Below are 23,593 nucleotides of genomic sequence, written 5' to 3'. Positions count from 1 at the left end.
AATAAGGTATTCCAATACTATAATGAAATACCTTCATACAGTTAATCAATACCTAATTAGAACTTTCCGTTTTCGTTTTTCCATTCAGCTTTTGACGGAATGGTAGTAATAATATCCCAATGTTCAACTATTTGACCATTTTCAAGTCTAAATAAATCGTAGAAAGCCGTGTGGTCTCCTTTACCAAACTTCCCTTCACTAAGGGTTAACACAAAATTTCCTTGTCCTAATACTTTATGAATTTTAGTGAATTCCATAACCAAGCCGTTTTCGGCAAAATATTTCATGGCAGCTCCAAAACCTTCCAATCCATCTGCAATTGCAGGGTTGTGTTGTAAATATTTAGCTGGGTTTATGTAGGTAGTAAGTTTATCCATTTCGTGGTTAATTACTACCTTCTCTAAAAATTCTTTTACCGTTTTTTTGTTGGCTTCTGTTTTGTCTAAATCGGTAATCTCTGTTGCTCCATCAAATTGTGTTCTACCACTCGGATTTGGTTTTTGAATATCCATTAAATTATCCCAATGCTCAACGATTTTCCCATCTTCAAAACGAAAAACATCAAAACCTGCTTTTGGTCCGAAAAAGTCATATTCGGTATGAGTAAATACATAATCGCCATCTTCAAAAGCGCGAATGACTTTGGCTTTAAAACCACCTTCAGGAGCGTGATGCATCACCTCGCCAAATCCTTGCAACCCATCTGCTACTGCTAAATTGTGCTGAATGTATTTGTTAGGATTGATATAAGAAATTGGTGTTGGGTCGCCGGTATTAAAACTATTTAATAAGGCTACTACTTTGTCTTTGTTTGATAATTTTACTGCTGTTTCCATGTTTGTTTCTTTTTTAATTGTGTTTTTAGAAATGTCTTGTTTTGCTGATTTGCATGATCCTAATAAAACAACTAGTGATAATGCTAAAAATGTTTGTTTCATAAGTGTTATTATTTATGAGGACAAAATTATAGCAGAAAGCAAGTTTGCTAAAGATAAATGTTGATACAAAAATGGTTAATATCGAACCTTAAAAGCTATTTGTAGTCTTTTTTAAACGCATTAGGGGTTAATCCTGTATGTTTTTTGAAGTATTTTACAAAATTCGTAGGTTCTTCAAAACCTAAAGTATAAGCCAATTCTGTGCTTTTTATTTCAGAATTGATAAGTAGACGTTTCGCTTCTAGCACGATAAAAGCGTCTATAAACTCTTTTGCAGTAGTGTTCACAATGTTTTTGCAAATAGTGTTAAGATGTTTGTAGGTAATGTTTAAGGATTGTGCGTAAAAATCGGCATTCCTACTTTTGGTATAATTACCTTCTAACAGTGATTTGAAATTTAAAAACGTATTTAACTTGTCGGTACGCTTTAAATGAACCGTTTGGTACTGCTTTAAACGTTCTAGTTTTGAAAAGATGATAGAATGTAAAGCGCCATAGGTGTTTTCTTGGTTGTAATCTTCTTTGATATTAGAATATTCATCATAAAACAGTCTAAAATAATGTTCCACGTTAGAATCTGGAGGCACTTGAATAATTGGAGAAAACAAATGGGCATTAAATAATCTTATTATTTCATTTTTAGGAAGCGCGTTGATTTGTTTCTTTAGATAGTCATCCGTAAATAATAAGATGAACCCTTTTAAACCATCATTAAACTGAAAAGCATGAATTTGCTCTTTAGAAATATGTACAATGGTATTCTTTTTAACGTCATGCCAAACAAAATCCACCAAATGCCTACTCACACCTGCGGTGTAAAAAACAATCATATTAAAAGCCACTTGATGCGCTTTTTCTGAGTTATGACCTACGTTACTTTTACGTTCATAAAGACTTTCAATAGTAATAATTTCAATACCGCTATTATTTGCTTTTTGGGAATTAAAAACAATATTTGGTATCTCGTTTTGCATATTTCTATTCATTTATACAAATTTAAACTATTCGGATTGAAAATAGTTTTCAAAAAGAAAAAGACACTTATTTAAGTGTCTTTTTCTTTTTGAAACAAACTTGTGATTACTTCCAAGTCACAATATCTTCAAAATTACGTCTTGATTTGCCATGTGCTGGCTCATCTTTTCTATATCCAAAAGCAGCCATATATGATAAACCATATTTATCGGTATCTACTCCGAATTCCTCTCTTAATAAGGCTTCTGCATTCTCTTGATGAAAGCCTTCAATCGGGCAACTATCAATACCAATTAGCGCTGCCGAAGTCATCATATTTCCTAAAGCAATATAGGTTTGTTTGGATGCCCAATCGAATAATTTTTTATCGGTATCTAAATCAAAATCCCGCTCTTGAAATTCTCTGTAAAATTTAGAATACATTTCAATAACATCTTCGGGAAATTGCTTTACGTCTTTCATCATAGACATAATATAGTCTGAATCCCATTTGGTCATGGAAGCTTTCATACTTAAGCCTAATATAAAATGACTCGCTGTATCTAATTTCAAAGGTGCACCCCAAGCTACTGGTTTTAATAGTTCGCGCAAGTCTTTATCCTGAACAACAATAAAATGCCATGGTTCAAAACCGAATGAACTTGGTGAAAGGTTTGCTGTTTGAAGGATAAAATTAATATTGTCTTCTGATATTTTTTTAGTAGCATCGAATTCTTTGGTTGCATGTCTAAATTGAAACGCGTTGATAATCTCTTTTTTTGAAATGGTTTGTGTACTCATTTTTATTAATCTTATTATTTATAATTCATTTTTATAATTATACTATCAAAAGTATAGTGACAAAAGTATAGATAGTTTATGTATCTCACAATAACGGTCAAAAATGACCGTATCAATAAAATTATTTAAAATACTGATAATCATATATTTAAAACATAAAAAATAAGCTATAAAAAGTATAGTTGTATTATTAATTATAGTATTGTAAATTTGCAAATATTTAATGGGTTACTTATGGAAATAGAACACAAAAAAAGACTTATAAAGTATAATGATAAATTATTTTCATGTTCAACAAGTATTGCCATGGAATTAATAGGTGGTAAATGGAAAAGCGTAATATTAATTTATTTAGTAGATGGCAAAAAACGCTATAATGAATTAAACAAATTAATTTCTACCATTACCGAACGTACCTTAAGCTTACAATTAAAACAATTAGAACAAGATGGTTTAATAACCAGACGCGTTTATACCAAAAAGCCGCCTTTAAAAGTGGAATACGCCTTAACACCTTTTGGTGAAAGTTTAGCACCTGTATTGATGGCTATTGCCAATTGGGGAAAGACTGTAGCTGAGGAAAAAGGGGAAATTATAGAATAAATCATCAGTTCATTTCGCTGTAGATCTTAGCTATAAGTACTTTTTTATTTAAAATCATTATATACCCTGTAATTCAATAAAAGAATATATTACTCATTAAAATAAAAAAACCTTTCAATTTCTTGAAAGTCTTGATTTTGCCTGTAGCGGGGACAGAAAAAAATGTCGAACCTTTTAAGATTAGTATTAAAGAAATTTTATGAGTATGCAAAACAAACTTCTAATATTAGCACTCGTTTACAACGAGTGCTTCAAAAGCAAATCAACCTATATTATCTATAGTTAAAATAGTGTTATCATCTTGATAATTTCTTGCACTACCATATTTCCAATCTGTATGGTTTATCACAAATCCACTTTCTACTGGATTGTTGTGTATGTAATCTATTTTTTGTTTTATAACGTCTTCACTCCATAGTTCAATGGGCTTATTATGATGTTGCCAAAATTGATATATTGATGTTGTGGCATCCTTTTTTCTGCACGTTCAAAAAACCAAAGTAAATACTCCTTTCTACTCTCTTGTGGATTGTTCTGTATGGTTTCTATCATTTTTTAGCGGTATGACTCTTGAAATCTCTTAACAAACCAGAAAGATCGGGGTTCTATAGAACGAAAAATAAAATGGCTATGACTTCGCATAAAATAATATGCATACAACTTCATACTCTTTTCTGCTCTGCAATAATTTACACTCTCTAATAATACTTAAAACAAACTTGCCTCCTCTTTAAATATGCCACCTAGTTTTAATCATCAAATATAGAAATAGCAAAATGCTATGATAAAAGTAAAAATATTAATTAGGTTAAAAATAAAATCAAAAGAGTAACATTGAATATATTCAATATCGTAGGTTTATAATAATAACTAAACTTAAATTCATAGTAATAAATGATTTGTCTATCAAACAACAATAAATTTAGTATCATGAAAACCGATTGTATGTAATGATTAGAAATGAATATAAAACAACGGCTAATATGAAATATTAATTTTATAGAATCTCTAATGAGTAATAAATTTATGTTGAAAGCATTTTAAATTTATAAAAATGTATTACAGAAAAAAACATGGTAAAGGTTTTACCTATCGGGATCAAAAAAGGAAAACAATAAAAGATAAAAACATTCGTGATTGGATTAATTCGCTTGTTATTCCACCTGCTTGGACGGATGTGGAAATTGAAGAAAACCAAAAAGCAGATTTACTTGTTACAGGTAGGGACGATAAAGGTCGAAAACAATATATCTACAATCCTAAATATATAGAAAAACAAAATTCTAAAAAATTTGATCGTATAATAGAATTTGCCGACCAATTAGAACATATGCGACGTGTCACTGGACAACATTTAAGACAACGAAAGTTGAATCGAAATAAAGTGATGGCAACTATGCTTAAACTATTGGAAACAGCTTTTTTCAGACCTGGAAGTGAAAGTTATTCAAAGGAAAATTCTACGTATGGATTAACTACCATTCGCCACAAACATCTTACTATTGAGGGAAATGAAATTATCTTTAAATACAATGGAAAATCTAACCAAGAGCAGGAAAAACATATAGTAGACAAAAAACTTGCTAAAATAGTTCAAGAAATAGATAACATGCCTGGTTACGAAATTTTTAAATATCTCGACGAGAACGATAATATAGTCGATGTTAAAAGTGATGACTTAAACGATTATATCCGAGAAGTTATGGGCGAAGAATTCTCTGCAAAAGATTTTAGAACTTGGGCTGGCACCATGATTGCTGCAATAGCATTAGATGAATTAGGTGTGGTTTCAAAAGAAGAACAAAAATTATTAGATAAAAATATAAAAACTGCCATTAATAAAGTTTCAGAAAAATTAGGCAACACACCAGCAGTGGCCAAAACTTCTTATATAGATCCAAGAATTATAGATGAGTATGTAAATGGGAGAACCCTTAATTACTTTGAAAAAGAGATTAATAAATTGCTCAAAAATGTAGAGAGTCTATCTAAAGAAGAAATAGGAGTTCTATACATGCTTCGAAATCGTTTAAAAGAGGGATAACCAACAACTTTGAAAAATTGTTAGTTGAAATCAAGTGTTATCAAAAAAATACCATATATAAATTTTAACCTGCCTACATTTTCAATTTTTTTTTGACAAACCTTAATTGTTCACATGAATATACTTATTAGAAATTAGATTTCACGTATTAGAGACAAAAGTTAAAGTTATTGAGTCAAGCTTAATTGCTTAAGTAATATACATTCGTAAAAAACAAATAGTTATGAATGTACAAGCATATTTAGCCTTTAAAGGCAATTGCCAAGAAGCACTTAAATTTTATAGTGAAATTTTTAACGCTGAAATTAAGAATCTTCAAACATATGAAGATAGAAAAATAGATGTACCATCAAATTACCGTCAAAAATGGCAGCATGCCGAACTTAAAGGTAAAGGCATCCACATTATGGCATATGATGCATCGCCAGATACACCTATTAACCATGGAAATCAAATTCACATGAGTGTAGATTTAAGTTCTGAAAGTGAAGCAAAACAAATATTTGACCAACTTTCAGAAGGAGGCCAAATTCACCACAATTTCCGAGAAAGAGAATGGGGTTATTTTGGAAGATGCTCTGATAAATTTGGTATCGGCTGGATGGTTAATTGTAATAAATAACATAAAAACTGAAATTGTATGCAAGTAATATTTGAATACCACGATGTGTCCTCTAGCGAGCATTTAGAAAATATGGCCAAAGAAAAATTGGAAAAACTCAATTTAAAATACGATATGGTTATTAGAGCTGATGTATTTTTTAAAGAAGAAAACACAAGCTCAGACGAAACGGGTAAAATTTGTAATATCAGATTGAGTCTTCCTGGTCCTCGATTATTCGCCGAGGCAAGCCATAATAACTTTCCTGATTCCATATCAGAATCTATAAATGAACTGGAGCGACAATTGAGTAAGCGTAAAGATAAAATGAGAAACTATTAAAGTAAACGGGTAAATTTATATGGATTTACCCCTTTTTAAATTTGTACTTATTAAAGCTTATATTCTTTGCCGTCTCTCCTAAGCTTAAAATAACAATCAAAAAAACTAAACCCTTTATTATAACAATTTTTGATGAATTCAAAATTGGTTAAAACGCACAGCAACTTCACAAAGAGCCATAAATTCCAATCCAACATTTAACAATTAAGAAAATAAGAGTTTCATTATTTTTGTGATGATGAAATTTATTTACATACAAACCATTAAAATAAATAGTAAAACTAAAATTCCTTTTAGGATTTTTATTGGCCATGGCATGGATTTAGATGATATTACTGAATTTTCATTTAGATCTGAAGCAGTAATTCCTAAAGCTAAATTTTTGGAACATGAGCTAGATAGAAGGGAACTTTTAAACTATCCCCTATTTTTTGATATTGCTGATGAACTCTTGGATATTTTTATAAATAAGCAATTGGTTTTTTCGCATGCTGAACAATTTAACTTATTAAAATCCCAGTTTATTGTAATTGGATATAATTTTGATATTAAGCCAATCATACTTTGTAATAATTTAGATGTAGCCAGTATTGAAACTATTTACAGTACCTCATTACCACATAACATAGATAGTCGTGCTTATGGGATTAAGTATATTAATTGTATGCAAAATTATTATTCACAAAAACTTATTAAATCAAAAGAAGATAAGGCATCACACAACAACTTATTAATACCGAATTTATCCAAATTCAAGATGCAGCCTGGTATATATTACTTTTTAAATGAGAGAAATGAAGTGATATATGTAGGTAAAGCAAAGAATATTCGGAAACGTTTACAAAATCATTTTTCAAACGGTAAAAGATTTAATAATATAGATTATTCACAAATACATGACATTGTTGTGGAATATAGTGGTACCGATTTGATAGCCCAACTTATGGAATCCGCAAGGATTAAAAAATTAAAACCTATTTACAATACCCAACAACTTTTAGATGCCTCCCCATTTATTATTGTTAGAGGTGAAACAGCAAAAGGAATTTATAGCGTTAAAATAACCCGTAAAGATTTTAAGGATAATGTATCCGAAAAATATTTTAATAGGATTTCTGTAAAAGAATCTTTAAATAATTTCTGCCTCTCTTACAATTTATGCCGAAAACTATGCAGTCTTGAAACAGTTTTGGGACCATGTTCCAAAGTTACTAAACACAATCTTCCATGTGTATGCGCTGGAACAGAAAGCATTGATGGTTATAATAGGAGGTTTAATCTCGCATTTGATGAATGGAAAAATAGAAAATCGAGAAAAATATTTAAACTAAAAGGGAGAAATGGTAATGAGGATGCCTTTATTTATACAATTAACGGTATTTATCAAGGCTATGGGTTTATTGATAAATGCGAAACCATAAACAATGAGAATGACATTCTTGGTTTTCTTAACCCTCAATCAAACAATTATGATACCACCCGAATAATTAATGGCCTCCATAAAAAATATGCAGAGGAATGTATTATCTTGTTAGATAGCGAAATAAACTAAAATTAAATATCTTCAATCATATTCCTAAATGTTAAATTTATTCTGGGAGCATTCACATTTTTTGTAGATGGTAAACGATGTAACCAGTTAGTTTGTGTCGTCCCTTTCATAAGTAATAAACTCCCATTTTCCAGATAAAGAGAAACCAATTTTTTTGTTTTTTTATGTTTGAACGAAAACATTCTTTCAGCCCCTAAACTTAATGAACCAATAGACGCGTTCTTTATTAAATCTTTTTCATTGTCACTATGCCAACCCATACCTTCCTCACCATTATGATAGAGGTTTAGGAGACAGGAGTTAAATGTTTCGCCCGTTTTTCTCTCAATCAATTTCTTTAAATCCAATAGCTCAAGTGTCCACGGGAGTGCATATTTTGTGGTTTTTGAATAAGTATATCCAAATGGTTTATCTCCGTACCAAGCTACTTTTCTTTTGGTAATTATCAATTTTCCAAACATAGATATTTTATCATGTTCCCATGGGATAGTGTGCATTAGTCTATTAAAATAATTTATAGCGCTCTTATTACTGAGCATTTTGCCATAGTAATAGGCCTCCCCATCAAAAGGTAAAATATTTACTTCTTCCATCACGCAATCTCTATTTTAAATATTTTTTGGGAAATACTTTAATATTATCATTATTACGATATTTTTTTAATGCTTAATACTATGATTATTCGAGTGATTTTAATATGTCTTCAATTGAAAAGTTTGCTAAACATACATGTTCATCGGATGCCCCATAATACATTTTGATGGTATCTCCGTCCACAATATGGCCATTGGTGAAAACAACATTTCCAAAAAAACCTGTTTGTTCATAGACTGCTACAGGTTCCATAATAGGTGCTTCAGACCGAGCAATGACTTTTGAAGGATTCTCTAAGTCCAATAAAATAGCACCCAAACAGTACCTATGTTCTTCTGTGGCTCCATGGTAAATTTCTAACCAGCCTTTGTCGGTTTTAATGGGGGCTGCCCCTGCTCCCAATCGCTTACTGTCAAACTTACCATCCCGCGTTTTTGCAATACACTTATGGTTGCCCCAATGAATACCATCTGGCGAATCTGCAAGCCATATATAATTTCCGCCTAATTGCGGACTACTGGGTCTATGAAGTGCATAATATTTGCCATTGATTTTTTCTTCAAAAAGAGCACAATCCTTATTGTGGGGACAAAAAATCATGCCTTTCTTTTCAAAGGTTTTCCAATCTTTTGTGGTTCTTAAACCAACCCCCACCCCATTGGCCGAAACCATGGTATAGGTTAAGTGATAAATATCCTCGATTTTGGCAACCCGGCAATCTTCTATACCATAGGATTCATATTCTCCTTCTCCAAAAATGGAGGGATAGTCTCTGTCTTCTTTAAAGTTTACACCATCTTCACTAAAAAGTAACCTCAAATGCGAAATAGTTGTTAAATAATCCTTTCCATCGTATGAAATAACTCTTGCATCGGACGCATTCAGTTTGGGGTCATTCAAATTAAAATCCAGAATTTCGACGAAGCCTTGATAATTGTAAACGGGTACCGAAAGCATTTCTTCTTTCTGAATTGTACGCTCTGCAACCCGCACAAGTAATCCTGTTTTACCTTTAAATTCAAATACACCAGGATTTAATAAACATGTAATAATCATATTCTGATTACTGGGCTTTAAATCTATTGGAGATAATAATGGATTTTGTTTACATCGAATGGCTAAATCTGACATGCTATATAATTAAAAATTCTATAATACAAACACTCCTTATATTGAAATAAAAAAATAGAAAAATTACCTAAACTAAAAAAAACGTGAGCAATAATAAGCTGAAAATAAAACACCTTATAATTAATATCCGGTGGGTGAGAATCTAATTTAAAAAGAATAAACCATCCCGCTACTCCTATTATACCTATGAGAACACCATACAATACGGATCCTAACACACTTTGAATTAATTCTGTATAATTCCATAAAAGTTTATATATCACTAAAAAGAAACCTCCTATAAGAAAGTGCAGAAACCAACCAAATATTAAATGACCCGCACTTTCTTTTTGTTTTAAAGATTTGTTACTTATTAATTTTGAAAGAAGTACGTGTTCTTTAAATTCGGACTTAAACTTAATACTCATTATCGCACTAAACATCGTCATAGCACCAACAGAAATAAATAAAGCAAGTAAATAATGAAATATATGCATGACTTTAAAAGTTTAATAATGGAATATTATAATTTCTTTAAATTTTCCGCTCAGTAGTTTTTATCTGTCTTAGAACTAAGATGATTTATTAAAATCTGGTATATCCTTAATAATTCCTTCTGATGTGGTTACAATGAAATGAATAGGCTTAAAAATCCCCCCATTACTATCCTCTGCGGAACATGCAGTCAATCCTACTATCAAATCCATTTCAGCTTTAAAACGTATTAAATCCCCTTCTTTTGAGGTTGGGGGTAAAACTTTCAGCTTTCCTTCTTTATCAAATTGAACATTCATAAATATGTTAAATGCAGTAGGAATATCATCAATCTCTATATCGAATTGAAGCAAATTTTTATTTAGGTTTTCTAAACAACTTGGATGGTATGATGGATTATTATACATAATTTGGAAAGTTTCAGGACTACAAGGTGCCAACAAAAAATCATTTCTGCCGTTGGTATCCTCTATGATTTCCATCATCTTTTGTGAACGATTACTCCATAAATAATTTCCTTTTGTTAGTAAAATAGTTTCTTCAAAATCCATTGTTTTACCTGAGGAAATCTTTTCTTTTTTATCAGCTTTATTAAAAAGAACCATATCGCTTACTTGTTTTCCAAACGGATCAATTACTGTAAGTATATCTCCTTTTCCAATTTCAAAAGCTGCGCCCGTTTGAGGTGGTATTGTATTTATTGCACTCATATGTTTATATATTATTAGTATGAAAAGGACACTTCCACTCTTGCTTTACTTCCCTTCCACTATATTGTTTCGTTTCAGTATCTGACCCAAAATCGGCTAAAACTGGGTTTATAAACCCTTGTAATTTCTTATCGCGTTGGCGTATTCTTTTCTTAACACGTTGATAAATTCCCATTTCCCTTAACTTTTCAAATTGCCAATGTAAATTAAAGACTATAGTGCAATAAGGGGCTTTTCGAGCCAATCTTGAACTGTTTGGATGCATTCCAATAATATAAAAAGCTTTTCCTTTTATACTAAAGCTGAAATTTGGATCATTTGGATCTGAACTTACATTTTCATCCCAGGGTTTATCATCTTGGTTGTGAATTTTTTGTAAAAAATCCCATAGAGCTTTCTCAAATTCTAGTTCCGTTTCAAATTTATTATCTTTAAAACATATAATTAAAGATTCAAACTCTTTGGAATCATAATCATAATTATTCAAATAACTTTCTATATTTAAAAGTATGGGATTGATAACATAATCCGAATGAATATCATCATAAATTTTTAATTGATAATTGTTCATAGCAAAAACAGAATTTGCCATGATACAGGGGTGCTTTTTATTAAGGATAAAATTTTTATATTCAAGTTGAATTTTATTTGACTCTTGCTGATTCATAATATTAATTTTATTATAATGTGGTCACAATGCGTTTCATCTTGCATTATGCACTGAATAATTACTGACCTCTTATTAATCATATTCAAAAACCGCTAATCACATCCTGAATCCAACCAGTTAATTTTAGTAGAGTATTTATTAATTAAACACTACCAACATTATGCTTTATAAAAGTGATTGATATGAATAAAAAAGCATGCTGAGTATAATTTTTAATAAAATTATACATTGGCATGTGTTTAAAAGTGCGCTATAAATAAAATTAGTAACTCAAATAGGCACAATGCCCTAACTTTAACAGGAGTATTTTTTAAATAATTCGAACAAACTATAAAGTTGAAAAACCCCAATAAAATAAATTATGCAGATAATATCAATTCTTTTTATATGAGGAAGAAACTACTAAATACAACATGATTGCATTAAGAATTAAAGAAATACCGTTTGTAATAATAATGGGCCAATCTTTTTTTAAAATACCGTAAAAAGTCCATAATCCTACCCCTAAACATAAAATCACAAACATATAGGGATTAACATCTTTCACACTTCGTGTTTTTACCGCTTTCCATATTTGTGGCATTACCGCTATTGTGGTAAATACTCCTGCCAAAATCCCAACAATGTCTTCTATGTTCATAAATATCACATATATCTTAATAGTTTATATTATAACAAATAAAATTCGCGAAGTTTAACCCCCAATGATTTCACCCCCATTAACATGTATAAATTGACCAGTAATATAACTACTGTCTTCACATGCTAAAAAAACATAAGCTGGACCTACTTCACTAGGTTGTCCTGCTCTCTCTAAAGGAGTATCTTGACCAAAATCAGATACATCGTCAAAACTCGCTGGGATAAGTGGTGTCCAAATAGGCCCTGGAGCCACACCGTTCACACGTATTTTTTTAGGGGCTAATTGTGCCGATAGAGATCTTGTAAAACTTACTATAGCTCCTTTGGTACTTGCATAATCAACTAAATGTTCGCTTCCTCTATATGCTGTTACTGAACTAGTATTAATGATTGCATCTCCTTCAGTTAAATATTCTAATGCTGCTTTAGTTAAATAGAAGTATGGGTATATATTTGTCTCAAAAGTTTTATGTAATTGCTTTCTCGTTATATTAGATAATGAATCTTGCGGAAATTGCATGGCAGCATTATTGACCACTATATTTAATTGGCCATATTCCTCGATACAAGCTTGAACACAAAAATCACAATTAACTTCTTGGGTTAAATCAGTTTTTATAAGTAAACATTTTCTTCCCATTTCCTCTACTTGTTGCTTTATGGATTCTGCATCTTTTGTCTCTTCTAAATAAGCGAAGGCAATATTAGCTCCTTCTTTTGCAAAGTGTAACACAGCACTAGCGCCAATTCCACTATCTCCTCCTGTAATTAAGGCTACTTTGTCTTTTAATTTATTAGACCCTTTATAATTTTTACGTATTAATATAGGTTTTGGTATCATTTTATGTTCCTTCCCAGGTTGTTTTTGCTTTTGTTCAGGAAACTCATTTGGCTTTTTCATAATATAATTATTTTGATAGATGTCAAATTAAAAACGAAAAAGAGGAACTTATAAACTTAATTGATTTTAAAATTAACACAATTAAGTTTTCAACATATAATTATGGTTCTACCACAACGGTCTGTTTTTTCTTTTTGAATCCATGGACTTTAAAATAAAAGCTCGATTGGGTTAACAAATTTCTTTTTAAGGATAATAGTTTGGATTTTGGGTTTTTAATTTAGCTACCGTCATGTTCAAGCTTACTCTGAAAGTAAATTTTACTAGACATTATAAAACCTAATTATTTTAAATTATGAAACGAGATATAAACATTAAAAGTAAAATAACTTCACGCCCCCTTAAAAAGAAAACTGCATTTAAAAATAAAATAAATATTGATAAAACATTTTCTAAGGAATTACCTAAAGTACTCATGCTAACTACCTATCCTCCAAGAGAGTGTGGCATAGCAACCTATAGTTATGATTTAAAAAATGCACTTGATAGCACCTTTGAAGATTGTTTTGATATAAAGATATGTGCTTTAGAATCAAATATTGAAAACCATAGCTATGGAACAAAAGATGTTGATTTGGTTCTAAACACGGATAATTTACAAGATTTTGCCTCCATTACTAATAAAATTAATGCAAGTAATGATATTGAATTAGTCATGATACAACATGAATTCGGTCTATTTAAAAACAATGAAAAAGCTTTTATAAATTTTCTTAAGAGTATTACAAAACCTATAGTTATAGCCTTTCACACAGTGTTACCTAGTCCAAACAAAGAGTTGGAACAACATGTAAAGGACTTAGTCTCATTATGCAAAATGGTAACGGTTATGACAAAATCGTCTTCAGAATTATTAATAAACACTTACGGTGTAAATCCTGAAAAAATTAAAATTATATCTCATGGTACTCATTTAGTCCAACATCAAGAAAAACAAACTCTTAAAGAAAAATATAATGTTGCCAACAGAAAGGTCATTTCTACGTTTGGTTTTTTAGGACCTGGGAAGAGTATAGAAACAACTCTAGATGCTTTACCCGTAATTATTGAAGAGCATCCTGAAGTGATTTATTTAATAGTAGGCAAAACGCATCCAACACTTTTTAATCAAGAAGGTGATGTTTACAGAGATTATTTAATAGAAAAAGTTGAAACATTAAAATTGACGGACCATGTTAAATTTGTAAATAAGTTTGCGCCCCTCCCGGAGTTATTGGAATATTTACAATTATCAGATTGTTATGTGTTTACATCAAAAGACCCAAACCAAGCGGTAAGTGGCACTTTTTCTTATGCAGTGAGTTGCGGATGCCCTATTGTCTCCACACCCATCCCTCATGCTACCGAGGTTTTGAATAATGGAAATGGTTTATTATTTGACTTTGGAAACTCAAAACAATTGGCAGAGAAAGTTATAGGATTATTGAATGATGATGATTTAAAACACACGATGAGAATGAAAGGTTTACATGCATCCGCTTCCACATCTTGGGAAAATGCAGCAATATCACATGCCCACGTTTTTTCAGACCTAATAGAAAAACCTCTAAAATTAAAATACAAAAAACCTAAGATAAATTTAAATCACTTAAAAACGATGACTCCAGATGTGGGCATCATTCAGTTTTCAAAAATCAATACGCCCGATATAGAATCTGGATACACTTTAGATGACAATGCCAGAGCTCTTATAGCGGCTTGTAAATGTTATAAATTAACCCAAGATCCTACAGAATTAAAATTGATTAAAACCTACGCTAATTTCATTTTAAAATGCCAACGAGATAACGGTTTATTTTTAAACTATGTAGATAAAAATAAAAAATTTACCAAGCAAAACAATGAGGTAAACTTAGAAGATTCCAATGGTCGAGGTATTTGGGCTTTGGGTTACACCTACTATTTGATGGAAGAAAGCATAGATTTGGACATTACCTTACTTCAAAATATTAAATGTGCCATCAATCAATTTAATTTAAATGCGAAACATTTTAAATCGCCCCGTGCTTTAGCCTTTGCAATTAAAGGTTTGTATTATTTTAATCTGAAAATGGACGATAAAAAAATTAATGAAAATATAAATGACGCAGCCAATAAGCTTGTCGAGCTTTATAATTTCCATTCTGAAAATACTTGGAATTGGTTTGAGCCCTACCTAACATATGCCAATAGTGTACTACCCGAATCCTTACTATATGCTTGGAAGGCAACAGGAGATACACGTTATAAATACATTGCCAAAGAATCGTTTGACTTTTTACTTTCTAAAATTTTTACGGAGGATTGTATTAGAGTAATTTCAAATCAATCTTGGTTAATTAAAGGCTTTGAAGATAAAGCTGTTCATAACGGTGGTGAACAACCTATAGATGTAGCTTATACGATTTTAGCATTGAAAGAATTCAATATTATATTCCCTTTTGAAGGTTATGATGACAAGATGGAAATTGCATTCAGTTGGTTTTTAGGAAATAATCAACTTAAACAAATTATTTATAATCCTTGTACCGGTGGGTGTCATGATGGTTTGGAAGAACAAAATGTAAATTTAAATCAAGGTGCCGAATCAACTGTTAGTTATTTACTGGCTCGATTCGCTTTTGAAAATTATTAGCATTCAAAAATATCAAATAAAAAAAGTGTATTGAAAATTTCAATACACTTTTTTTTATTTCGTAAACCGGATAGTTTTAAAGATTTTAATGAGGAAACTAAACCTCAGTTATAAGAGCTTTCAATAAATCGTCCATATTAACTGTTACATAGGAAGATGCATAATCCGATACGGCATAGGGTAATATCAAGTGATTATTATGTATAATACTCCCACAAGAATATACCACATTAGGCACATAACCCTCGCGCTCTTCTTCCAAAGGAGAAAGAAGAGGCTCTTTTAGTCGGCCTATTTCTTTGGTAGGATCTTCCAAATCTAATAAAGAAGCCCCAATACAATAACGTCTCATGGCTCCCACACCGTGAGTAATAACCAACCAACCATGCTCTGTATAAATAGGTGAACCACAATTGCCTATTTGCGTAAACTCCCAAGGATACTTTGGCTCTTGAATTTTTATAGGATCATTCCAAAGCGTAATTCTATCAGAATAAAACAGGTAATTATTAACCCCATCTATTCTGGCCAACATAGCGTATTTACCTTTAATTTTCCGTGGAAAAAGGGCGAAATTTTTATTTTGTGCGCCATGACCATGCATGGGCATAATTCTAAAATTTAAAAAATCGTTGGTGGAAAGTAATTTTGGAAGAATGGTAAAACCATCATAAGCTGTATAAGTAGCATAAATTTTTTCTGAGCCATCATCATCCGTAAAGCGCACGAATCGGGCATCTTCTATACCTCTACTTTCAGAAGGAGATATGGGCAAAATAGCACGTCCAGAAATTCTAGAATCTTCATTAAATTCAATATCATAATACGAATCAATAAGCCACGTCATTTCGTTAAGTGCTTGTTTACGTTGATCATCAATATCTAATTTTAATATTTTTCTAATAGCTTCTTTTAATATGTAGTATTCAAATTTCTCTGGAAGCGGATCCATAAAAGGTGAAGAATACTCCTTTGGAATGTGCATTTCTTCCATTTTCTTCATAAAACGCTTTTTGTCATATGTCTTTTTCTTTTTTATGGTAGGAAGGTCAATATGCTTATGTGCCTCAACCATACGTAAATTATTTGAAGCATCTAAAATTCCTTTTCTAAAAACAATGGATGATAAATGCCCCTCTCCAGTAGCTCTAAAAGAAATAATGACTCTTTTTTCTCCTTCCGAAAGAAATGACTGATCAAAATCTTCAACAATGGAAGGATTAAATAAAGCTGCAGATTCTATAGAATATTCCAATGTACTGTAAGCTCCAATTAAAAGCCGACGTTCTAAAGAAAGTTTTTTATAATCTATATTAATTGATTCAATCAAGTTTTTATAGTTATTGGCGTGTTTTAAAAAAATTTCCGAAATGTTTCTATGTCTTCCTACAAAACCTTGCAAGGTTAATTCAAGTTCATGCTTAACTTCCTTTTCATTTAAGTTCATAATTCGTTTCACTAAGTTAATGGTTCTTACGTCACCATTATTGAAAAATCGAGCTACCACTCTACTGGAATCTGGCTTAAAATATAGGTTTTTACGAATTACAGGAACTGCCATATTAGTATTAAGTTTTAAATTGATATACGAGCTACCCTCTACAAAAAAACTAACCGCTTTGGAATAAACGGTTAGTTTTCACTTTATTAAAAAAACTGCCTATAAGTATAAATTAGGGTGAGGGAACACTAATCCACTCATAGGCAGTAAGACTATTAATTTAACAAACTAATAGTTTTTCTTATTTAGCTTCTTTGTTAAGTCTATTCTCTGCTAATTTATCTAGCTTATTATCGGCATCGTACTCTTCATCCAATGTTTTTTGCAATTTTGAAGCGATATCGTCATGTCCTAGTTCTTTTGCATATCTAACGGCCGTTCCATAGCCGGAAATCTCATAATGTTCTACACGTTGTGCATCAGCTATAAGTCCTGCATCCATTACTTCTTTGTTGTCAGCTTCATCCATAAGACTCTCTACTTCTTTAAGTAAGCCCTTCATTCCTTTACATGTTTCACCCTTAGGAGAAATGTCCAATGTTTCACAAATTTCTTCAAGTCTTTTTTTATGTTCCTTGGTTTCTTCCAAGTGATCTTCAAAAGCTTTTTTTAATTTACTATCACTGGCCCTTTTTGCCACTTTTGGAAGTGCTTCAATTAATTGGCTTTCTGCACTATATAAATCTTTTAACTGATGTTCGAATAAATCTTCTAATGTTTTCATATTTTTCTTGATTTTTATTTTTTTGATTTTTAATTATGGCTAAAGGTATTCTGAAAAATCAGCCCCCATTAATCTTAAAAATTAAATTCTTAACCCAAACGGTAATCAAAAAAAACTTTATCTTCATATTAACATCCGTACAATAAAAGTCCATTTTTTTATACTTAGGTTAAAGTAATTACATATTTTGATTATGAAATTGACCTATTAAAAACGTTTTTAACAATACAACTAAGTGGAAATTAACTTATTTTTTCTAATGAATCATAAATTAAAAACCGTTAAAATAGAATTCTATTTTAACGGTCTAAGTATACAACTATGTATTGATTTTGAAAATTAACTTTGGGTAATTAAGCTTCAAATTCGGGTTTATAAGCCACTTAGTTGTGTGTTAAATTTAAATCTTTTTTCTTCCGGTTATTAATGAAATAATAAAGAGTACTATAAAGATGAAGAATAAAATTTTTGCTATACCTGCGGCACCAGCTGCAATGCCTCCAAAGCCTAATATACCTGCTATAATGGCTAAAATAATGAATGTAATTGTCCAACGTAACATATTTTTGAGTTTTTTAGGTTAATAAATAGAAATGAATTGATACTAGATAAATCACTTCGTTACAACTCGAAATTATAGTATTTTAAAAAATGGGGTTAACGCTAACGCTTCAGATATTAACACAATAACGCATATAGGCAGATCTCATATAATGCCATTATTACAGAAAAAGAAAAAGAGAAGTATAAAACCTCTCTTTTCTTTCCTTATCAAATGAATTAAAAAACTAATGTAAATCTTCTAGATTTTTAATGGTTCTCAAATCAGTTTCAATCGCATCTTGCTGTTTAAGCAATAATGTATGTGTACTCATTGGTAAAGATGTTTCATTTAATACATCTTTATATTCTTGGGCAGCAGCCTTTTCTCCTCTAATCGCTTCTTCCAGCATAGATTCATCCGAATCAACTGAAAACAAAGCTTTAATATCCATCCATGTACGATGTGCTGCGCCTGTTACACTTCCGCTTTCAATACCGCGTTCTCCAAACGATCGGATCTCGTTATTCAAATCATAACCAAACTGTTTACGTTCAGTTGATTTTCTTTCAAAATATTTTTTTAAGGAAATATTGTCCGTATTATCAGCAGCTTTTTTAAATCCTTTTTCTGCATCGTACGTTTTTTCTAAAAGATCATTCAATTTTTTACTTATCGTTTCTGTGTATGTACTCATAATTGTTAAATTTTAAATTAATAATGGTTTTTAGATGTCCATTGGTTTACATCTGTTTTTTGTAAGTATTCCGAATCCTTCTGTTTACAAAAGCCAATCTAATTTTTCTTCTATAGCCATTTGCTCGTACAGGTGTATAAAATTTTTGCAGATTTGGTTCATTTTTTAATTTATTGTCTCCATGAAAGCGTTTAGATAAAATCATCTCGCCAACATTAAATATTAGATACCCTAATACAAACCCTATTAAAATATTAACTATCATTTATCTAGTAATTAGATTTTTTAATTAAATCTGTATCAGATTAATTGATTAATCCTATCTATAATTTTAGAGAATTTTGTTTTAAACTGGTATATTTTTAACTACTTCCATTCTGTCCCAATTACGATGTTTTGCAATGGCATTCACAAAGTTTTTAGGATCTTTATTGATCAGTACAGCAGCATCCTCTCTATATTTTGAAACGAAGGTGTCTTTAATTAAATCTTCTCCTTCATCATCTACTGCAATTGCCTTACAGTGCTTAAATGCTTCGTTTATAAATTTTATGAATTTTGATTCTTTCATCAATGCTTCAATCGATTTTTTACCACCAGGAATATACAATGCGTCAAATAATACACTTTCCGTAGTCATAATTGCAGCATCTACTTTATGGCTCTTCTTATCATCGGACATTATTTCTCCTCCATGAGGTGCTATTAACTTTAAAACCGCACCTTCTTTTTCTAATACATTTTGCATTTCTTTGAAGTTTTTCATAGAAAAGCCACCGGCTACCAATACTGCTATTTGTCGGGTAGCAATACTTTCAAATTTTGTATTGGCCTGACTCAATGAGGGAGCTGCATCCAAATAATTTTTCTTTTTTGGAGGTTGGTGTTTTTTCACTTCCGCATCAGCTCCTATGGCTTGATTTATAGGCTGTTCAATAGATTTTGGCACCTCCAATCCTAAACCTTTTGCCACCTTATTTGCCAAATCAGTATCAATTTGAGACACCACCCATAGCATACGTTCCTGGATATGTTTATGATTGCATTTACCAAGCTCAAATGTATAGGCATCGGCAATATGGGCTTGTTCCCATTTGGCTAAACTTCGGTAAAACAATGCAGGTTGCGAAAAGTGATCGTTAAAACTTTCGCTTCGTGTTCTAATTTTTTTGGCGTCAATACGCTCTTCATACGAGTGAAATCCTCCTTCTGCCATTTTTGCTAGATGAGGACAGCCCCCGCTTAAACTATTAGGAAAATAAGCCGTTTGCCCTTTTGGAATTTCCATTTGCATCATACCATCACGTTGGTTATTATGAGTTTTCACAACGGGACGATTAATAGGAATTTGATGGAAATTTGGACCCCCTAATCTTGACAATTGTGTATCTCTATATGAAAATAATCGACCTTGCAATAGAGGATCATTAGTGAAATCTATACCGGGAACAATATGACCAGGTAAAAAAGCTACCTGTTCGGTTTCTGCAAAAAAGTTTTCTGGATTTCTATTTAAAGTCATTTTCCCAATAATTTTGACCGGAACCATCTCTTCTGGAATCAACTTTGTAGGATCGAGTAAATCGAAGTCAAATTTAAATTCATCCGCTTGCGGCACTATTTGAACCCCTAACTCCCACTCTGGATATTCACCTGCTTCAATAGCATCCCATAAATCGCGTCTATGAAAATCGGAATCTGCACCACTTATCTTTACAGCTTCATCCCATGTTACGGAATGTACACCTAATTTAGGTTTCCAATGAAACTTTACAAAATGAGATTCTCCTTTTTCATTTATCAATCTAAATGTATGGATACCAAAACCTTCCATCATACGAAGACTTCTAGGTATAGCTCTGTCGCTCATAACCCAAATTTGGTTATGAAGTGTTTCGGTGGTACGTGACACAAAATCATAAAAGGTGTCGTGTGCGGAAGCTGCTTGAGGAATTTCTTTATTAGGTTCAGGTTTTACTGCGTGAATTAAATCGGGAAACTTCATGGCATCTTGAATAAAAAAGATAGGCATGTTATTACCAACTAAATCCCAAGTACCTTCATCTGTATAAAATTTGACTGCAAAACCGCGAACATCCCTAGCTAAATCTGTTGAGCCTTTTGAGCCTGCAACCGTAGAAAACCTAACGAAAACAGGTGTTTTTCTTTTGGTATCTGTGAATATCCCTGCTTTACTATATTGTTCAATGCTTTCATAAAGTTCAAAATAACCATGCGCCCCACTACCCCTAGCATGCACAATACGCTCTGGAATTCTTTCATGATCAAAATTTGTAATTTTTTCACGCAATAAAAAATCCTCTAAAAGCGTAGAACCTCTCTCTCCTGATTTTAAAGAATTATTCGTATCATTAACTTTTAACCCTTGATTTGTGGTCATGATACTTCCATCCATATTCTTATGTGATGTTTTCAAATCTTGAATTTTCTTCGATTCCTTTGGATTATTTTTGCCTTTAGCCATTTTGTTTCTTTTTGTGATTATTACAATTTAAATTTTATTAAGGTTTTCAATAAAATATTTACCAAAAATCTTCAATTCAAAAGATTTAGATTAACACTATTAATAAAAAAATTATCTCAAAAAAAAAGACCTGCCTTATTAAGAAAATGAGAAAGTCTAACGGAATATGTAAAAAGTAAACAAACTACTCTATCCATTCAACATCTAATTGCGTTATTATTTATTCCAAAAAGACACCTTAAAAACGGCATATCTATTAATTTTACCAATCATTTTTATAGTAATTGTAATGAATTTAAATTTAATAATAAACCCAGTATTAGACTTTGGAAATAATACAAACTTAGATTTCATCATCTCAGTTTTTATAGCGATGGTAGCAGGATTCTGCATAGGGCTAGAACGCCAAATGAAAAATAAGAATGCTGGATTAAAAACTTATGCTTTAGTGGCCGTAGGTTCTGCTGTTTTTACAAATATCTCCTTTCAATATTTAGGTCTTGACTATGTGGATACAGCAAGAATTATTAGTCAGATTGTTGTGGGCGTAGGCTTTTTGGGAGCTGGAGTGATAGTTCAAGGAAAACATAAAATTAGCGGGTTAGCAACTGCTGCAACCATATGGTGTAGCGCTGGCTTAGGATGTTTAGCAGCTTTAAAAATGTACACCGAACTTTTAAGTGTAACAATTATTATTGTAATTATTAATACTATTTTTGGGTTTTTGAATAGCAAAATAAATAAGCATACTTCAAATGAAGCTAACAATTAACTTATAAAAATTAAACAAATTGAAAATACCTCACTAAAAGATGAACAATAATAATACGCTTTAAATTCTATAATTACAGTGCTATATACGAAAAAGGAATGTATCGAAGTTCAAATTCTGGATGTGGTCTTTCCAATTAAGCTGAAGAATTTTTTCCACAGTATTTTTTAATTTATTGAAGCAATTGGGTTTATTAACATAGATATTAGCTCCATTAGAAAAGGAGTCTTTAATATCCTTATCAGTCATGGAAGTAGAATACATTGCTATGTGTATATCCTTAAATCTTGGATTGCTACGAATATCTGATAAACATTGCATACCGTTTTTTATAGGCATATTAAGATCTAGAAATATTAAATCTGGAAGTACTATTTCTGTATTGAAAAGATAATCAATCAATTCTTGCCCGTGTTTAAAGAGTAATAAATTGGACTTTATTGATACCTCCTCTAAGGCTTCGCTAAAAAGAATTCTATCATCTTCATCGTCGTCAACTAATATAATATTAAATATATTATTGTTACTCATTTTTGTAGGGTATGTAGGGATGGATTAATTGATGCAAATGTAAGAGTTTTTCATTTAAAAAATGTTTTATATATACTTTAATATTTTATAATAGAGCTTATATTAATTATTTTTTCAATAGATATGACCTAATTACATGTCATTCAACAGTAAACTTACTAATATTCGTAAACAATGTTTCAATACAAAGTGAATTACATCGAGTAATAAAAACCTTAAAATTTTGCACTTCATAGAAATTTAGAATTAAAAATTTTATTTTTTTTTTAAATTAGCTATATGAAAAAAAACCAACTAAACTTTCCTAATGAAATAAGCATTTATCTTGCGGATAATGACGAAGAAGATTGCCTGTTTTTTAAAGAAGCCTTAGAAGAATTGCCACTGTCCTCACAACTCATGTCTGTAAATGACGGAGATGAACTCATGCAATTACTTAAAGATCATCTATCATCTCAACAAGAAAAAAAAAGTAAATTCCCCAATGTCCTTTTTCTTGATTTAAATATGCCACGAAAATCTGGATCTGAATGCTTATCAGAAATTAAATCTAACAATGAACTAAAAGATATTCCTATAGTTATTATATCTTCAACACTTGATAGGAATGCCATTGATTTATTGTATGATTCTGGAGCTAATTATTTTATCCGTAAACCAAGTGATTTTTTTGAATTGAAAAATTTTATTCACGAAGCTATCATAAATACATACCCGAAATTAAAAAAGGCTACTAAAGAAGAATTTATTTTAAAAACTGAAAAGAAATAA

General features: G+C 31.1%; 25 protein-coding genes. 8 read left to right on the top strand and 17 right to left on the bottom strand.

Annotation, left to right across the window (positions count from 1 at the left end; genetic code table 11):
- Positions 1–56: 56 nt before the first annotated feature.
- From J8H85_RS05015 to J8H85_RS05005, 3 genes are all read right to left on the bottom strand, one after another.
- On the bottom strand, positions 57–938 hold the full coding sequence (locus tag J8H85_RS05015; protein ID WP_245243733.1) for a nuclear transport factor 2 family protein: 882 nt from the start codon (positions 936–938) through the stop codon (positions 57–59).
- Positions 939–1,033: 95 nt separating this feature from the next.
- A complete protein-coding gene (locus tag J8H85_RS05010) occupies positions 1,034–1,924 on the bottom strand; it encodes a helix-turn-helix domain-containing protein (RefSeq protein ID WP_209653263.1) in 891 nt (296 codons plus the stop codon).
- Positions 1,925–2,018: 94 nt separating this feature from the next.
- Entirely contained in the window at positions 2,019–2,693 is a 675-nt protein-coding gene (locus tag J8H85_RS05005; RefSeq protein ID WP_209653262.1) for an NAD(P)H-dependent oxidoreductase, read from the bottom strand.
- A 234-nt stretch (positions 2,694–2,927) separates the two neighbouring features.
- Between J8H85_RS05005 and J8H85_RS05000 the strand changes: the two genes are divergently transcribed.
- A complete protein-coding gene (locus J8H85_RS05000; RefSeq protein ID WP_209653260.1) occupies positions 2,928–3,296 on the top strand; it encodes a winged helix-turn-helix transcriptional regulator in 369 nt (122 codons plus the stop codon).
- A 396-nt stretch (positions 3,297–3,692) separates the two neighbouring features.
- On the opposite strand, the gene J8H85_RS04995 is transcribed toward J8H85_RS05000, so the two are convergent.
- Complete coding sequence (locus tag J8H85_RS04995) at positions 3,693–3,848, bottom strand: hypothetical protein (protein WP_209653258.1); 156 nt, start codon at positions 3,846–3,848, stop codon at positions 3,693–3,695.
- Positions 3,849–4,350: 502 nt separating this feature from the next.
- Between J8H85_RS04995 and J8H85_RS04990 the strand changes: the two genes are divergently transcribed.
- The 4 genes from J8H85_RS04990 (at position 4,351) to J8H85_RS04975 (ending at position 7,835) form a co-directional block, all read left to right on the top strand.
- A complete protein-coding gene (locus tag J8H85_RS04990) occupies positions 4,351–5,340 on the top strand; it encodes a DNA topoisomerase IB (protein ID WP_209653256.1) in 990 nt (329 codons plus the stop codon).
- A gap of 223 nt (positions 5,341–5,563) precedes the next feature.
- Positions 5,564–5,962 (top strand): VOC family protein, encoded by a 399-nt coding sequence (locus tag J8H85_RS04985; RefSeq protein WP_209653254.1) that lies wholly within the window; start codon positions 5,564–5,566, stop codon positions 5,960–5,962.
- Positions 5,963–5,980: 18 nt separating this feature from the next.
- Positions 5,981–6,283, top strand: coding sequence for a ribosome hibernation-promoting factor, HPF/YfiA family (gene hpf / locus J8H85_RS04980; protein ID WP_209653252.1), 303 nt, complete (start codon positions 5,981–5,983; stop codon positions 6,281–6,283).
- Positions 6,284–6,518: 235 nt separating this feature from the next.
- Positions 6,519–7,835, top strand: coding sequence for a GIY-YIG nuclease family protein (locus J8H85_RS04975; RefSeq protein ID WP_209653249.1), 1,317 nt, complete (start codon positions 6,519–6,521; stop codon positions 7,833–7,835).
- 2 nt (positions 7,836–7,837) lie between these two features.
- Here J8H85_RS04975 and J8H85_RS04970 read toward each other — a convergent pair whose 3' ends face one another.
- The 7 genes from J8H85_RS04970 to J8H85_RS04940 form a co-directional block, all read right to left on the bottom strand.
- Positions 7,838–8,428, bottom strand: coding sequence for an alpha-ketoglutarate-dependent dioxygenase AlkB family protein (locus tag J8H85_RS04970; RefSeq protein WP_209653248.1), 591 nt, complete (start codon positions 8,426–8,428; stop codon positions 7,838–7,840).
- 85 nt (positions 8,429–8,513) lie between these two features.
- The gene (locus J8H85_RS04965; protein WP_209653246.1) at positions 8,514–9,560 is read right to left on the bottom strand and encodes a glycoside hydrolase family 130 protein; all 1,047 of its coding nucleotides are present in this window, start codon (positions 9,558–9,560) and stop codon (positions 8,514–8,516) included.
- The gene (locus tag J8H85_RS04960) at positions 9,548–10,036 is read right to left on the bottom strand and encodes a hypothetical protein (RefSeq protein ID WP_209653244.1); all 489 of its coding nucleotides are present in this window, start codon (positions 10,034–10,036) and stop codon (positions 9,548–9,550) included. The genes J8H85_RS04965 and J8H85_RS04960 overlap by 13 nt, the downstream gene beginning before the upstream one ends.
- A 75-nt stretch (positions 10,037–10,111) precedes the next feature.
- A complete protein-coding gene (locus tag J8H85_RS04955) occupies positions 10,112–10,744 on the bottom strand; it encodes a DUF1989 domain-containing protein (RefSeq protein WP_209653242.1) in 633 nt (210 codons plus the stop codon).
- A gap of 4 nt (positions 10,745–10,748) precedes the next feature.
- The gene (gene gntA / locus J8H85_RS04950) at positions 10,749–11,411 is read right to left on the bottom strand and encodes a guanitoxin biosynthesis heme-dependent pre-guanitoxin N-hydroxylase GntA (protein ID WP_209653240.1); all 663 of its coding nucleotides are present in this window, start codon (positions 11,409–11,411) and stop codon (positions 10,749–10,751) included.
- 376 nt (positions 11,412–11,787) lie between these two features.
- Complete coding sequence (locus J8H85_RS04945; protein ID WP_209653239.1) at positions 11,788–12,054, bottom strand: SemiSWEET family sugar transporter; 267 nt, start codon at positions 12,052–12,054, stop codon at positions 11,788–11,790.
- 54 nt (positions 12,055–12,108) lie between these two features.
- Complete coding sequence (locus tag J8H85_RS04940) at positions 12,109–12,957, bottom strand: SDR family oxidoreductase (RefSeq protein ID WP_209653236.1); 849 nt, start codon at positions 12,955–12,957, stop codon at positions 12,109–12,111.
- Between the two features lie 295 nt (positions 12,958–13,252).
- Between J8H85_RS04940 and J8H85_RS04935 the strand changes: the two genes are divergently transcribed.
- Complete coding sequence (locus tag J8H85_RS04935) at positions 13,253–15,571, top strand: glycosyltransferase (protein WP_209653235.1); 2,319 nt, start codon at positions 13,253–13,255, stop codon at positions 15,569–15,571.
- Positions 15,572–15,668: 97 nt separating this feature from the next.
- Here the strand turns inward: J8H85_RS04935 and J8H85_RS04930 are convergent, their stop codons facing one another.
- From J8H85_RS04930 to J8H85_RS04910, 5 genes are all read right to left on the bottom strand, one after another.
- Complete coding sequence (locus J8H85_RS04930) at positions 15,669–17,132, bottom strand: glycoside hydrolase family 130 protein (protein ID WP_209653233.1); 1,464 nt, start codon at positions 17,130–17,132, stop codon at positions 15,669–15,671.
- Positions 17,133–17,313: 181 nt separating this feature from the next.
- Positions 17,314–17,796, bottom strand: coding sequence for a YciE/YciF ferroxidase family protein (locus J8H85_RS04925; RefSeq protein ID WP_209653231.1), 483 nt, complete (start codon positions 17,794–17,796; stop codon positions 17,314–17,316).
- A 400-nt stretch (positions 17,797–18,196) separates the two neighbouring features.
- A complete protein-coding gene (locus J8H85_RS04920) occupies positions 18,197–18,358 on the bottom strand; it encodes a DUF1328 family protein (RefSeq protein ID WP_209653229.1) in 162 nt (53 codons plus the stop codon).
- A gap of 226 nt (positions 18,359–18,584) precedes the next feature.
- Entirely contained in the window at positions 18,585–19,034 is a 450-nt protein-coding gene (locus J8H85_RS04915; protein WP_209653228.1) for a ferritin-like domain-containing protein, read from the bottom strand.
- A 346-nt stretch (positions 19,035–19,380) separates the two neighbouring features.
- Complete coding sequence (locus tag J8H85_RS04910) at positions 19,381–21,519, bottom strand: catalase (protein WP_209653226.1); 2,139 nt, start codon at positions 21,517–21,519, stop codon at positions 19,381–19,383.
- Between the two features lie 289 nt (positions 21,520–21,808).
- Here J8H85_RS04910 and J8H85_RS04905 point away from each other — a divergent pair, with 289 nt between their 5' ends.
- Positions 21,809–22,291, top strand: a complete 483-nt coding sequence (locus J8H85_RS04905; protein WP_209653224.1) for an MgtC/SapB family protein — start codon at positions 21,809–21,811, stop codon at positions 22,289–22,291.
- An 81-nt stretch (positions 22,292–22,372) separates the two neighbouring features.
- Here J8H85_RS04905 and J8H85_RS04900 read toward each other — a convergent pair whose 3' ends face one another.
- Positions 22,373–22,822 (bottom strand): response regulator, encoded by a 450-nt coding sequence (locus J8H85_RS04900; protein ID WP_209653222.1) that lies wholly within the window; start codon positions 22,820–22,822, stop codon positions 22,373–22,375.
- Positions 22,823–23,101: 279 nt separating this feature from the next.
- Here J8H85_RS04900 and J8H85_RS04895 point away from each other — a divergent pair, with 279 nt between their 5' ends.
- Positions 23,102–23,593 carry a response regulator gene (locus tag J8H85_RS04895; protein ID WP_209653220.1) on the top strand — a complete coding sequence of 164 codons (492 nt, stop codon included), beginning with the start codon at positions 23,102–23,104 and terminating at the stop codon, positions 23,591–23,593.

The sequence above is a fragment of the Mariniflexile gromovii genome (assembly GCF_017814435.1).
Taxonomy (GTDB): Bacteria; Bacteroidota; Bacteroidia; order Flavobacteriales; family Flavobacteriaceae; genus Mariniflexile; species Mariniflexile gromovii.
This window is presented reverse-complemented; position numbering and strand designations above follow the sequence as displayed.